Source organism: Curtanaerobium respiraculi (genome assembly GCF_024609215.1).
In the GTDB taxonomy this organism is placed as follows: domain Bacteria; phylum Actinomycetota; class Coriobacteriia; order Coriobacteriales; family Eggerthellaceae; genus Curtanaerobium; species Curtanaerobium respiraculi.
On the sequence record NZ_JANIPD030000034.1, the window covers coordinates 215302 to 227823 of the forward strand.

A 12522-nucleotide genomic window follows, 5' to 3' on the forward strand; every position below is an offset into this window, starting at 1 on the left:
AAAAATCTCCCTCAGAGGCATATCATTTTCTATAGAGTGAATTCGATGTAAAGAGTGTTGGCCAAAACACCATCAACAATACGACTAAGAATGAGGGTTGAATGCCTGTAGATATTGAAACAGGTAATATTCCAATACCTGATGAACTATTGCCATATGTTGCCAACATACATGAGGCAACTCAGAATGCTGAAAACGAAGAACAACTAAAGTTTGGTCTAGAGAATATTTTGAGAGAGTTGTGCCATGCCAATAATATTTTCTGGAATCCGTATACATACGAGCACTCATTTAAATCAGGGAAACGCCGACTCGATGCAGTACACGGCTCGACAATCATTGAATATGAACCACCTCGATCTTTTAATGGCAGGGTAGGCATTCAGCTTAAACACGCTCGTCAGCAGGCAGAAGAATATTGCGAGCTGCTGGGAGAAGAAGAAGGCAGAAGAAATGACGCCTACACACTTGTAGCTTGGGATGGCGAGACTATTTCCTTCGGCTTCATTCATCAGGAAGAAGCCTATTGGGATGACGCTCAACTGTTCGATGCGTCATGCCTATCGAAACTGTTATTGCATATAAAACAAGGCGGAAAGCCACTTGTGAGCCCCATGACGCTGAAACAGTTTATTGGGCCAGATACCGAAATTGGAAAACAAGTCATACCCGCCCTATACAACGCCATTGTGCAGGCGATACAGAGTCCCGCCACAACGCGAACCAAATTGATTTTTACTGAGTGGTCTCGACTATTTAGCCAGGTGGATGGCGTCAGTTCTGAAAGACTTCAGAAGTATCTTGCAAGGGCATCATCGATGCACGATACAGACTATCAGTCATATCCTCAGGCTTATGTTTTTGCGCTCAGTACCTATATCGCCATAGTTGCAAAGGTTTGTGCGGCACATGCATTAATGAATGGTAATGAGCCTGTTGCCAGTTCAAATTCACCAGTTGAATTTCTCAGAGATGTAGAAAGCGATAGGTACTTTCAGGATAGAGGAATTCAGAACATGCTAACAACTGACTTCTTCTCTTGGTATCTTGGCGACGACGTGGCACCGTCGCTTGCGACCAATCTTGAATTGCTGATTACGCATCTTGATGCTCTAGATTTTGACGTTACAAGAAAAAGCCCCGAATCCGTCATAGATCTATTCAAGGGGCTCTATATGGAATTTACCCCGGCACCAATGAGGCATGCTTTGGGGGAATATTACACTCCCGATTGGCTGGCTTCACATGTTATGAAGGCGGCAGGGTGGTCTACCTATGACTCTTTGCTTGATCCCACATGTGGAAGTGGCACATTTCTTTTAGAGGCAGTCAAACACCGCCTTGAAGATGCTGCGCCATGCAACACGGCAGGAGATATTCTTGCGGGTCTATATGGCTTTGATTTGAATCCCCTGGCCGTGTTGACTGCGAGGGCCTCGCTTGTTGTATTTCTCTCGAATTATTTTTCTGCTACTGAGCAAACCATTATTCCTGTGTACCTTGCGGACGCAATTAATACTGCGGATCCCGTTGACGGAGTTTTTACCCATAGCATTCTTACCGAAAAAGGTAAGAAGACCTTCGCGATACCTTATGAAGTTGCGGTATCTCCTGAGTTCTATGACGTAATGAATCATCTGCGCGTATGCATAGACGCAGACATTGAAGCGCCCAAGATAATGCCAGCTCTTGAAAAGGTGTCAGCGACCGTAAGGTATCTAGAAGCTGATATGAGGGACGCCTTAAAACGGACAATCGAAGATTTAGTTGACCTGCATAAAAGCCACTGGAATGGCATTTGGTGTTTCATTTTGTTCGACAGGATCAAAGCCGGTTGCGTTAAGGATGTCGACTACGTAATCGGCAATCCACCTTGGGTGAAATGGAGCAACCTTCCTAAACCCTATGCTGAGTTCATTAAACCTTTGTGCGAGCGAATGGATATCTTTAGTGAGGATTCTTGGGTAGGCGGAATTCAATCGGACATTTCAACCGTAGTTACATATCACGCCCTTGAGAGATTCGTGCGAAAGAATGGCACGCTTGCATTTCTAATAACGGGAACGGTCTTCAAGAACGAGTCGAGCCAAGGGTTTCGTCGCTGGACTCTACACACAGAAGGCTCAGAAGAGAAGATGTGTGTTGAGCTGGTAGAGGATTATAAAGACTTGAAGCCATTTGATGGCGTAGTTAATTGGCCGACTCTCCTCGTTATACGCCGTAATGGAAAGCCAACAAAATACCCCATTACCTATCGAGTTTTCAGCAAATCAAGGAAGTTAAAAACGCTGCCGGAGCATCTCTCTAATTCAGTAGAAATGGAAGCCATCCCTGTTCCGGGCGCAGACGACGGGCCGTGGCTAGTGGGAAATCGCAACCAGTTGGCTATTTGGTCGCATCTCATTGACGCGAGTAGTCCTAGCCCTTGCTATAGCGCACGAAAGGGAGTCACTACTGATGCCAATGGCATTTATTTCGTTACTGCAAGTCAGTCAAATAGGGCAGGTCAGAATCAATTATCTATAACCAATGATCCTGCAAATGGCAGACGCGAACTTCCACAGTTAACTTTGGAAGTAGAGAGCGAGTATATTTTCCCGCTTTTACGGGGACGGGAGATAAAACGCTTTGGGACTACACGGGCTGAAAACAGCTGCGTTATTGTTCCGCAAACAGGTATGTTTGGTGATGAAAATCTCCCTGCGTCTTCGCCAAATCTTTTCCAATATCTTGCAAGGTTTAAGGGTGTCCTTGAATCGAGGTCGAGCTATCGACGATTTCAAATGAATAAGCCTTTCTGGTCCGTATGGACTGTAGGCAGCTATACATTCGCGCCTTTTAAGGTTGTTTGGAAAGAGATGTCTGGGGCAAATTTTGTCGCCTCTTATACTGGTTCAGAGATGCTCCCGAACGGGGAACAGAAGATTGTTGTTCCCGACCATAAGGTGTATTTCATACCTGTAGAAACAGAAGATGAAGCGGCATACCTTACCGCCTTCCTCAATGCTAGATCTGTATCAGGTGCAGTTAGTGCATACTCGTCGGATTTGAGCTTGGGCACTAGTGTGGTTGACTACCTAAAAATCCCAAAATTTAATGGCAAGGATGAATCTATGACGAGGTTAAGCTCGCTTGGGAAAAAGCTCACCTATAGTGAGTCACCAGTGTCCAATGAAGATGAAGAAGAGCTAGATAAGTTAGTAAAATCTATTGTGACTGAGACGTGATGCGTGTTGCCTTTAACGAAAACGGACTGCCATGTGCTGCCCAGACGCGCATGGCAGTCCGCGAATTGATAAAATAAGTAGCAGTCTTATATGGCGCCTTTGTTTGCAAGCCGCCTGTAATGTTCCCCCAACAACGTTAGCTTGCAGCCTGTGCTTTCCATGGCGGCGTTCCACATATGATCTGCGTCAACGGGTACCAGTAGATTCAGGCGGTTGTACTTTTGCAAGACAGCAAAGATGGCATTATGCCTTGAATCGCTCGTCGGCATATCAGGCGCTCTGCCTTCATCACGAGGCTCATATGAAGGGTCTAGTCGATATACGTAGCCTTCCGAAGGAAAGAATTCGGAGATGCTCCTGAGCTCTTCGACGGCAATAGGAGGAGTTACCTTGCGCAGGGAAACGAACCTTTCGGTGTTGGTCTTGAATACAGGCCGTTGTTCCCATGCACCAAGAGACTGGTCAATATGCGCATAAACACTTCCTGGTGTAACGTCGCCAGTCAGATTGGCGGCTGAACCTTTTAGCGCATCTAGTAGGAGGTTGGTGAAGACACCATGATCTCCGATTTCCGTCGACGGTTCATCATCCCTTGAGGCGGTGAGAATGGTCACTCCGTCGGCAATAGCAGAGTGATTCTCCCGGTTCGGAATCTGCCCTGCAGCTCCAGAAAAACAGCTGTCCAGGATGATAATTTTATTCCTGGCAAGAGATCCATTTGCGATGTCAACCAATGTGCGTAGCGACAGTCCCTCGTCGCCTCGCATACATTCTGACGTGATTATGTATCCACCTGAAGATTCGACGTATCCGTGACCGGCGAAATAGAAGAGGGCTATTTCGGCATCGGTTTTAAAGAGCTTCTCTACATTATCTTTGAGAGTAGCTCTAGTGATGACATTATTACCGTCAGCTACGAGCAGCCTTGTGTCAAAGTTCTTGGAACGTTCGGCATCACCGTTTCGTTCCAACAAGCCATTAACTGCGGTTGCATCAGAAACACAGCATGAGAGCGGGTTGACGTTCTGGTAGTTATCTATACCTACTACTAAAGCTATCCTACTTTCACTCATCGCAATCACAGACTGTCAATGAAGTCTTCGATATGTTCCCAAGTCCAGGAGACAGTTCGCACGCCCTGCAAGTTAGTACGGTCGTTTGAATAAGCCCACACGCCCAGTACCGGCACACCTTCTTCGTGGGCGCATTGAATTTCCCATTTTTGCCCGCTTGAGCTAAGAGAGTTCTTGCTGACAAGAGCAATGACTCCATCAGAACGCTTGATGCGAGTACGTACCTTGTCTTTCCAACCAGTGAGATATGCCTCTTTGACAGACATATCTATGTATTCAAAAGGAGATAGCGTATTGAGGGACTGTCCCTTGAGCAGGTCTCTCTGATGTTCGTCCTCTATTGCGAATGCAACAAACACCGTTTTGTTTCTCATGCTCAATCCTTCCTGAGCGGTGCTCAAAATCATACGAATTCATTATAAATGATACCCACCACGAAATATTTCATGTACCTCCCTTATAGCAAATACAGCACGATTTCGTGCTGTATCGTGGTACAATCCAAACGATAGCAAGCTTCCTATGTCGTACGCACAAGGCGCACGCATAGGGCTTGGGTCGGTGGCGGCAATAAACCCTTCGTCAGCGCATGCGTTGCCGTGGGGGCCGTCTTGCGACCGAGCGTCGCGGCCCTCCGGCCGATGACGCTGCGGGGGATGCCCCGCGCCCCTGGGAGGCAGGTGCCCTCCGAGCACCTGCCCTGAAGACGAGGAACAACGATGAGCGGACGCTGCGAGCGCGTATATGTGAGGCTCACGCCCGGCGAGAAGGACCGGGCGCTCGACTTCGCGTCGCGAAACGGCCTCACCGTCTCGCAGCTCGTTCGCGTGCTCATCCAGCTGCCCGCCGACTGCACGGTGGAAGGCGCCCGCACCGCCGTGGTGCTCGACCGCGCCTCCGCATGCAGGCTCGAGCGCGAGATGCGCCGCTGGGGCAACCACTACAACCAGGCCGTGCACGCGCTCAACCGCATCGCCTACTACGCCGAGCGCGGCAGCCTCAGGACCGACGAGGCGCAGCGGCTGCTGAGCGTCGCGGCGGGAAAGCTGGAGGATTTGAACGTCGCCGTCGTGCAGCTGCGCGAGGAGACGCATGGCATCTGCAGCCACGCGATCGTGGGCGTGTAGCCGTGCCCTACGTGAAGTGCATATCCGGCCATACGAGCGCCCGTGCCGTGCAGCGCTACCTCGAGAGGGGCGGACGCGCCCTGGCGACCGACTTCCTGAACATCGACGCCCCGGTCTCCGGGGTGAGGAATGGCCTCGAGGACCACGGGCGCATCGACTGGTGGCGCGAGATGGACCGCACGCGCGCCGCCTTCGGAAACGATGCCGCCTGGAACGGACACCGCGCGCGGACGTGGAAGCACTACATACTTTCGCCGAACCCCACAGACGGCATCGAGCTCCCGCGCCTGCGCAGGCTCGCCACCGCGTGGGCCAAGGAGAACTTCGGCGACTACGAGGTGGCGATCGTCTACCACGACGACAACGAGGGCCGCATCCCACACGCCCACGTCGTCGTCAACAACACGAATCTCGCGACGGGACGGCGCATCCAGGAGCCCGACCCGAGGGCGGTGAAGCGCTCGGTGCAGAAGCTCGCGCGCGACATGGGGCTCTCGTGCTTCGAGGACGCGCCCCACCCATCCGCATCTCGGCGGACACGCGCGGCTAGGCCGCGCCAGCGCGTTCACATAGGGCGCGCGGAGCGTGAGCTCGCCTTCAAGGGAGTGTACTCCTGGGTATCGGACATCCGCTCGCGCGTGGCCATCGCGCGCATGGTGGCGAGGAGCGAGGGCGAGTTCGAGAGCGTGCTCTCCGCCATGGGCGTCACGGTCTCGGAGAACTCCGCCAAGGCCGCGCATCGCGACTGGGTCTACGCCCTGGCGGATCAGCCCACGAGAAGGGTCGGCGGGGAGCGCCTCGGCCTGTCGTTCTCCCGCGAGTCGCTGGAGCGGCGCTTCGCGACTGGGGCTGCGGGTCGGCTTGCCGACGCTACGGAGCGCAGGCTCTACGAGTTTGCCCGCGAGGCATGCGACCTCGGCGACGTGGAGGAGCTGCGCCGCCTCGCAGACGCCGTGTCCGTGTGCGAGGCGGTGGGGGCGAGGAGCATGGACGACCTCGCCCATGCGATGGGACGCCTGCCCGAGGGCTTGGATGCCGCAAGGGCTGCGGCGGCCGTGGCCTACGTCTCCGAGAAGGGACTCCTTCCCCGCCACGGCGCACGTGGAGCTCAGAGGCGCGCCCGCGCGCCAGAAAGGTCCTGGGAGAAGGACCGGCCCGCATGGATGAGGAATAGAGACGGCGACGTGCGGCATCAGGAGCCGCAGGCGCCACGCAAGCAGAGGGAAAACCGCGACGGAAGGGGCGGAGATGCTCGTTAAGACCTACTACAGCACAGGGCACCTCGACGTGTTCGATACCGCGACGCTGACGGACACGTCGCCCTTCAAGGGCAATGTGCTCACGGACTACGCGCTCGAGGTCGCAGATGCGCGAGGCGGCAGGGCGCTCTGGCTCGACCTCTTCTACTACGAGGCGGCTGACGCCTACAGGGGCGACACGAACCCGCACGGCCTGCCCGTGGCGCGGCGCAGGGACGGATGGTCTTGCGTGCTCGCCGACGAGGAGGACCTGAAGACGCTCATCAAGGTGAGCGTCGACGGTGAGGACGTCCTTCTGCGCCAGGGGGACGAGTTCGTGGACGCGCTGAGGCTGAAGGCGGCCTCCGACGCGGCATGGCGCACCAACCCGGCGGCGGTGGCCACGCACGACTACTGCCTCGCGGCGGACGACGAATGCGACCCTTGCGAGGCCATCGGATATTCGGAGAGCGCCTACGAGCGCGTGGCCACGATGCAGCGCAGGACTTCAGTTCCTGATGACCGTCAGGAAGACATAGAAGGAGCTGACGATGAGAACCGTTTTGAGGATCGCTAGGTTGTTGTTCAAGGCCGTGTTCAGGTGGATGTGAGATTGGGACATGGGCGGTAGAATGGAACATGCGAAGATGGGAGGGAAGATGGCGGGAGACATGAGGACGCGAAAGCCGATGCTCACGGCGAAACAGTTGGTCGGGCATCTGAAGTCCAGGGGCGTGGCGTTCGAGCTCTGTCCAGAGGCAGACGCGGTGGCGTACCTCTCGGACGCGAACAACTACCTCAGGGCGGCGGCCTACAGGAAGCTCTACTTCCGCCAGGTCGACGGCGACAACCCTGGCGACTACGTGAACCTCGACTTTAAGGACCTGGTGGAGCTCTCCGCGATAGACCGGCGCCTGCGCGAGGCGCTCCTCTCCGCGACCATAGACGTCGAGCACTTCGCCAAGCTGCGCCTGCTGCGCATGTGCGAGGAGCATAACGAGGACGGCTACGCGATCGTCTCCGACTACCTCGCGTCGATAGGCGAGAAGCAGCGCTCCCGGATCGAGGGCGCGCTTGCTGCCAGGGGCGGCGAAGGGCGCGCGCACGACGAGTACTCCGGCGACCTCATCGCCCACTATGCCGCCGGGTATCCCATCTGGGTGTTTCTTGAGGTGACCGAGTTCGGCGTGCTCGTCGACCTCTGGCGCTATTGCGCCGGGAGGTGGAACGAGCAGGAAATGCGAGACGAGCACTACGTCCTCAAGAGCGTCAAGGCTCTCCGAAACGCTTGCGCGCACAACAGCCTGATCGTGAACGGGTTCTCGAGCAGCGCCAAGAGGGCTGGTTACCAAGCGTCCAGGGCGGTCACGACTTCGCTTGCAGAACACGGCATGACGAAGACAAAGTCGAGACGCGCCAAGCTCAGGAACCTCAGGGTCGCTCAGATCGCCGCCACGCTTTACTCGGTGAGGGAATTCTGCACGCGAGAGCCCACGAGGGAAAGGCACGCGGCCCGCCTCGCAGAGGTAAGGCGCTACGCCGAGGGCTGCGGCGTGCTCTCCCGCGCCAACGACGGGATTGTGTCGTTCTTCGACTTCATCTGGAGGTTGGTTGACATTTGGCTCTCCGACGGCTCATAATACAGACACATGGAAAACCTTAGGGTTTTGTAAGGGCGGGACCCACTGGGCCTCGCTCTAGTTTTTTTATGGGGGCAAATAAGGAGTGCGCACCGGAGATTCGCGATGCGCGCTCCTTTCGTGTCTATGGGTGTTGGCAGCTGGTCCTAGGCTTCAGCTACAGTCTCGTCATTAGCCTCCTTACGGGTCGTCATACCCTTCCTGCACCTGACGGCAAGGGCCCCGGCTACGCAGGCCGCTGCTGCGGCGGCGAGGCTGGTGGGTAGGAGGGAGGCGGTATCTCCGGTCTGGGGCAGCTTACCGCCGCCGTGCTCCTCGGAGGGAGGCGTCGCGGGAGGGGTCTCGGGCGGCACGAGCTCGACCGTCTGCCCCTCGTCGTCGATGTCGGCGTGGGAGGCGACCTCTTCCCCGTCCTGCTTCAGGCTCTCAAACGCGACGATCGCGTGCCCGCCAAGGGCGCTGCCGTCGAACTCGAAGGTCACGTCCACCGAGCCACTGGGGGCCTCTGGCGTGAACGCGATCGTGGAGTTCACGTCGCGGCCGTCCGACTGCACGGGCTGCCCGGTCTCCTTGTCCACGAGCGTGCCGGTGAGCGTGTACTCCTTGCCGGGCGTGAGGCCTGTGTAGGAGACGGTGTCCACGAGGGTCACGGTGTCGTCTGCCACAGCCTCGTGGTCGCCGTCGTCGGCGTCGGTAGCCTCGGTGCTCACCGCGGGGCCCGCTGGGTCCTCAATGGTGCCCAGGTTGATCTTCACGGAGTCGCGGTAGACCGTGACGTCGAAGGCGGGGATGAGCGCGCGGCCGGCGTTGGAGTCGCAGCGCTGCTCCTCCATCGTGTAGGTGTCGTAGAGGAGCGCTCCCTTGGAGTCGTCGGGCTCCGACGTGCCGAACCAGATGCCGGATCCGGACGTGCCGCCGTTGGTGTCCGCCGTGTGGGCGTTCCAGCTCGCCGCCGTGGAGGCGTAGCCGTTGGTGTCGGTTACGATGACATGGCTCTCGCCGGTGGTCTTGCTGGTGATCTTGAAGGGCACGCTTGCCAGGCGGCTGTAGTCGCCTTCGCCCACCTTCACGAGCTCCACGTCGCCGCGCTTCACCTGTTCGGTGAACTCTCCGTCGGGCGCGAGCTCGAACACGGCCTCGTGGCCCGCGTCCTCGGCGGTCACGGTAAGGACGTGCTCCTCCGTGTCGGGCAGGTAGCCCTCGGGCGCCTTGGTCTCGCGTACCGTGACGGTGCCGAGCGGGATGCCCTCGAAGACGATGCGCGCGCCCTCGGTCGTGCCCCTCACGGTCTTGGTGCCGCTGTCGTAGGCGTAGGTCGCCTCGTACTCCGCCCCGTCGAGCGTGGCCGCGCCCTGGGGCACCGCCTCGCCGGTCTCCGAGTCCTTCTTCACGAGGACGAGCCTCACGGTGACGGGGGCGTCCTCGGCACCCACGAAGGCATCTGCTCCATCGATAACGACGGTCTTGGCCTCGTCGGAGAGTGCGTAGCCCGCAGGGGCCTCCATCTCGCGCACGGTGTAGGCGCCGTCGGGAAGGCGCATGTCGGTCGTCCCGTGACCGTCTGCGTCCGTGGTGATGCGGGCCACGAGCGCCTCTCCCTTATAGACGCCGTAGACGGCTCCTGCGAGCGAGTACTGGGCGTTGCCTGCGGTCATCTTGGCGTCGGCGGATCCCTTATCGAGCAGGATGTTCCATCCCGGCTTGGCGACAAGCATGGACTGCACGGCGGGCTTCCCCGCCACGAAGCACACGGTGCCGCGCCCGTCGATGGCGGCGTCCCCGCCCTGATATGCCTTCGCCTCTCCGGCGAGGCTCTCTGCGGCCGCGACCATGGCGGGGTCGGCGTCCGCGAAGTCGCCTTCGCTGGCCGTTCCAGAGGCGAGCCACACGGCCATCTGCGTCACGGCCTGGGCCTCGGCGTCGCTCCACTTGGTTCCCCCGATCTCGCTGGTCATGGGATACCCCTTGGCGAGGAGGTAGTCCTCCTCGTGCGTGGCCTCCCGGATGTCGGTGTAGTCCTGGCCGGCGCGTCCCGGGCCGTGGGCGCCGTGGTCGTAGCAGTAGGACACCTGCCCGCCCGACGTGCGGTAGCCCACGCCCTCGTTCACGGGCGCGTAGCCGCCCTCTATCTCGTAGCTGCTGATGTGCACGCCGCCCGTGTCGGCGTAGGCGGTCGCGTGCGGGAGCAGGGGCACCGCCGCGAGCACCGCCGCCACGACGGCGGCGACGATTCGCCTGAGCGCCCTTCTCCGTCTCGTTCTCTCCATCTCTCGTTCCTTCTTGTCGTGGTTGACCCTTATCGCCGACGCTTGTTTCATTTCCTCACGGCCCCATGGCGAAACCTTCCCCCTCTAGCCGCCCATGACGTCGCGCGCCCAGGCCCCGCTCTTGACGAGCGAGAGGATGAGCAGGATGCACAGGGCGAGGTACTGCAGGGCGTAGCTGAGCCCGCCGACGATCGAGTCGACCACGGGCACGCCCGCGCTCGCGGCGTTGAGACCGCCCAGCACGATCGGGAAGCTCACGAGGAGCACGAGGATGATGACGCCGGCCAGGCACACGGCGGCGAAGTTCTTGAGGTAGCCCACGCCCATCTGCCGCGTCTCTTCGAGCGCCATGAGCGACAGCGGGATCGGGGAGAAAGCGGCGAGCACGTAGATCTGTATGGCGCGCGCCCAGCTCACCACGAGCGCCACCACGTAGGCGACGATGATCACGACCCAGCTCACGAGCGCCACGACAAGCATGGCGAGCAGGGCCGCCGCATCGTCGTCGGTGGTCGTGATGGAGACGGTCTGGAGGTCGATGGCCGCGCCCGTGTCGAAGAGGCCCGCCACTCGGTCGATGGCGAGCTTTGCCACCTCGTAGACCGACTGCATGATGGCGAAGCTGTTCTGCACGAGGAAGAGGAAGACCGCGAAGAAGACCAGCAGGAACACGACCTCGCGCACCCCGGGCATGGCGGCGTTTCCGTCCATGCGCTGGCTGATCTTGATGAGCTGCACGGTGAACACGAACGAGAGCACCCCGCAGCCGATGGGAAGGATGGCCGTCTCCCAGACCCCGTGGGCGATGTCGTACATGGTGACGCTGCCGGAGCTGCCCAGCATCTGCGTGAAGCCGGCGGAGAGCACACCGTCGGTCCCGATGGACTTGAGCATCCCCACCTGGCTGTTGAAGATCCAATTGCACGTGTCGCGGAGAAGGCCGCAGAGCCACGCGTTCACGTCGTCGGCGATCGAGGCGAACGCCGGCTCGGGGAGGAGCAGCGCCGTAAGTGCTGTGAAGGTGGCGGCGAACGCGAGGGCGAACCTGCGGTCGCGCGCTATGGCGAGGGCGCGTCCCATGGCTAGCCCGCCACGGCGAAGGCGCCGTCCGCGTAGGTCACCTGCAGGATGGTCGCCGCCGCGTCGTCGCAGTGGAAGGTTGCCGACACCGTCTTGGCGCTCACGTCGAGGAAGACCTCGCCGTCGAAGACGGCCTTCGTCGCCGTGGGCACGTGCGCGCGGCAGTAGGCGGCTATCGCGGAGGCGAGCTCGTCTGTCTTCCCGTCCACGAGGGTCGTGTAGGGCTCGGTCACGCCCTCCACCGCCACGGGCGCCTTACCGGCGCTTCCCTGCACGTAGGCCTGCGATACCTGGAAGGCGTCGCAGGAGACGCGGTAGGAGCCCTCGGCACCCGATATGGAGATGGTTGCGGACCGCTCGCCGCCCCCGTCGCTCGTCACCTTCACGTCGAGGGAGTCCTCGGTCTCGGAGACGACCTCGAAGGCGCTCACGTGGACGCCGCCCCCGTCCGTCTCCACGATGGCGCCGTCGGTGAAGGCCGCGGTCTTTCCCGCGTCCCCCTCGGCCTGCCAGGCGTGGGAGCGAAGCAGCGCGAGGGTGCCCTGGCCCTCCGGCGCGTCCTGCGGCTCCGCCTCCTGCCCCTGGGCTGCCCGGGCGGCCTCCTCGGGCGCCTCGTCCCGCTGCGGGCCGGCCAGCGTGCAGCGCACGACCGAGCTCGCCACCAGTATCGCGACCGTGCCCAGCGCGGCCGCGAGCATGACCTTGCTCTTCCTCTCCATTGCCTCTCCTTCCTAGTAGTGGATCGCGCACGTGAAGTACGAGATGCCCGTCCCTATGCGGCACACGTCTCCCGTGTGCGGCTCGTGTATGTACTGGTCGCCCCCGATGCAGATGGCCACGTGCCCCGGGCGCCAGAGGATGTCGCCGGGC

Annotated in this window: 10 protein-coding genes; 5 read left to right on the forward strand and 5 right to left on the reverse strand. The window is 59.2% G+C overall.

The window, feature by feature from the left end; genetic code table 11:
- The first annotated feature begins 101 nt into the window (after positions 1-101).
- On the forward strand, positions 102-3227 hold the full coding sequence (locus NOV21_RS08820; RefSeq protein WP_283170678.1) for an Eco57I restriction-modification methylase domain-containing protein: 3126 nt from the start codon (positions 102-104) through the stop codon (positions 3225-3227).
- Positions 3228-3313: 86 nt separating this feature from the next.
- Here NOV21_RS08820 and NOV21_RS08825 read toward each other — a convergent pair whose 3' ends face one another.
- Together NOV21_RS08825 and NOV21_RS08830 are read right to left on the reverse strand one after the other, a co-directional pair.
- Complete coding sequence (locus NOV21_RS08825; RefSeq protein ID WP_283170692.1) at positions 3314-4300, reverse strand: caspase family protein; 987 nt, start codon at positions 4298-4300, stop codon at positions 3314-3316.
- A 5-nt stretch (positions 4301-4305) separates the two neighbouring features.
- Positions 4306-4707, reverse strand: coding sequence for a TIR domain-containing protein (locus NOV21_RS08830; protein WP_283170679.1), 402 nt, complete (start codon positions 4705-4707; stop codon positions 4306-4308).
- A gap of 312 nt (positions 4708-5019) precedes the next feature.
- Here NOV21_RS08830 and NOV21_RS08835 point away from each other — a divergent pair, with 312 nt between their 5' ends.
- From NOV21_RS08835 to NOV21_RS08850, 4 genes are all read left to right on the forward strand, one after another.
- The gene (locus tag NOV21_RS08835; protein ID WP_283170680.1) at positions 5020-5427 is read left to right on the forward strand and encodes a hypothetical protein; all 408 of its coding nucleotides are present in this window, start codon (positions 5020-5022) and stop codon (positions 5425-5427) included.
- 2 nt (positions 5428-5429) lie between these two features.
- On the forward strand, positions 5430-6686 hold the full coding sequence (locus NOV21_RS08840; RefSeq protein ID WP_283170681.1) for a relaxase/mobilization nuclease domain-containing protein: 1257 nt from the start codon (positions 5430-5432) through the stop codon (positions 6684-6686).
- Positions 6676-7242 carry a hypothetical protein gene (locus NOV21_RS08845; protein ID WP_283170682.1) on the forward strand — a complete coding sequence of 189 codons (567 nt, stop codon included), beginning with the start codon at positions 6676-6678 and terminating at the stop codon, positions 7240-7242. The genes NOV21_RS08840 and NOV21_RS08845 overlap by 11 nt, the downstream gene beginning before the upstream one ends.
- Positions 7243-7336: 94 nt before the next feature.
- Positions 7337-8305, forward strand: a complete 969-nt coding sequence (locus tag NOV21_RS08850) for an Abi family protein (RefSeq protein ID WP_283170683.1) — start codon at positions 7337-7339, stop codon at positions 8303-8305.
- Between the two features lie 146 nt (positions 8306-8451).
- Here the strand turns inward: NOV21_RS08850 and NOV21_RS08855 are convergent, their stop codons facing one another.
- From NOV21_RS08855 to NOV21_RS08865, 3 genes are all read right to left on the reverse strand, one after another.
- On the reverse strand, positions 8452-10572 hold the full coding sequence (locus NOV21_RS08855; RefSeq protein ID WP_283170684.1) for a VaFE repeat-containing surface-anchored protein: 2121 nt from the start codon (positions 10570-10572) through the stop codon (positions 8452-8454).
- A gap of 84 nt (positions 10573-10656) precedes the next feature.
- Positions 10657-11652 carry a VirB6/TrbL-like conjugal transfer protein, CD1112 family gene (locus NOV21_RS08860; RefSeq protein WP_283170685.1) on the reverse strand — a complete coding sequence of 332 codons (996 nt, stop codon included), beginning with the start codon at positions 11650-11652 and terminating at the stop codon, positions 10657-10659.
- Positions 11653-11654: 2 nt separating this feature from the next.
- Positions 11655-12371, reverse strand: a complete 717-nt coding sequence (locus tag NOV21_RS08865) for a hypothetical protein (RefSeq protein ID WP_283170686.1) — start codon at positions 12369-12371, stop codon at positions 11655-11657.
- Between the last annotated feature and the right edge of the window lie 151 nt (positions 12372-12522).

Bases quoted from the DNA above. Each gene is read 5' to 3' on its own strand.
- NOV21_RS08820 (WP_283170678.1), top strand. From the start codon at position 102: ATGCCTGTAGATATTGAAACAGGTAATATTCCAATACCTGATGAACTA.
- NOV21_RS08825 (WP_283170692.1), bottom strand. From the start codon at position 4,300: ATGAGTGAAAGTAGGATAGCTTTAGTAGTAGGTATAGATAACTACCAG.
- NOV21_RS08830 (WP_283170679.1), bottom strand. From the start codon at position 4,707: ATGATTTTGAGCACCGCTCAGGAAGGATTGAGCATGAGAAACAAAACG.
- NOV21_RS08835 (WP_283170680.1), top strand. From the start codon at position 5,020: ATGAGCGGACGCTGCGAGCGCGTATATGTGAGGCTCACGCCCGGCGAG.
- NOV21_RS08845 (WP_283170682.1), top strand. From the start codon at position 6,676: ATGCTCGTTAAGACCTACTACAGCACAGGGCACCTCGACGTGTTCGAT.
- NOV21_RS08850 (WP_283170683.1), top strand. From the start codon at position 7,337: ATGAGGACGCGAAAGCCGATGCTCACGGCGAAACAGTTGGTCGGGCAT.
- NOV21_RS08855 (WP_283170684.1), bottom strand. From the start codon at position 10,572: ATGGAGAGAACGAGACGGAGAAGGGCGCTCAGGCGAATCGTCGCCGCC.
- NOV21_RS08860 (WP_283170685.1), bottom strand. From the start codon at position 11,652: ATGGGACGCGCCCTCGCCATAGCGCGCGACCGCAGGTTCGCCCTCGCG.
- NOV21_RS08865 (WP_283170686.1), bottom strand. From the start codon at position 12,371: ATGGAGAGGAAGAGCAAGGTCATGCTCGCGGCCGCGCTGGGCACGGTC.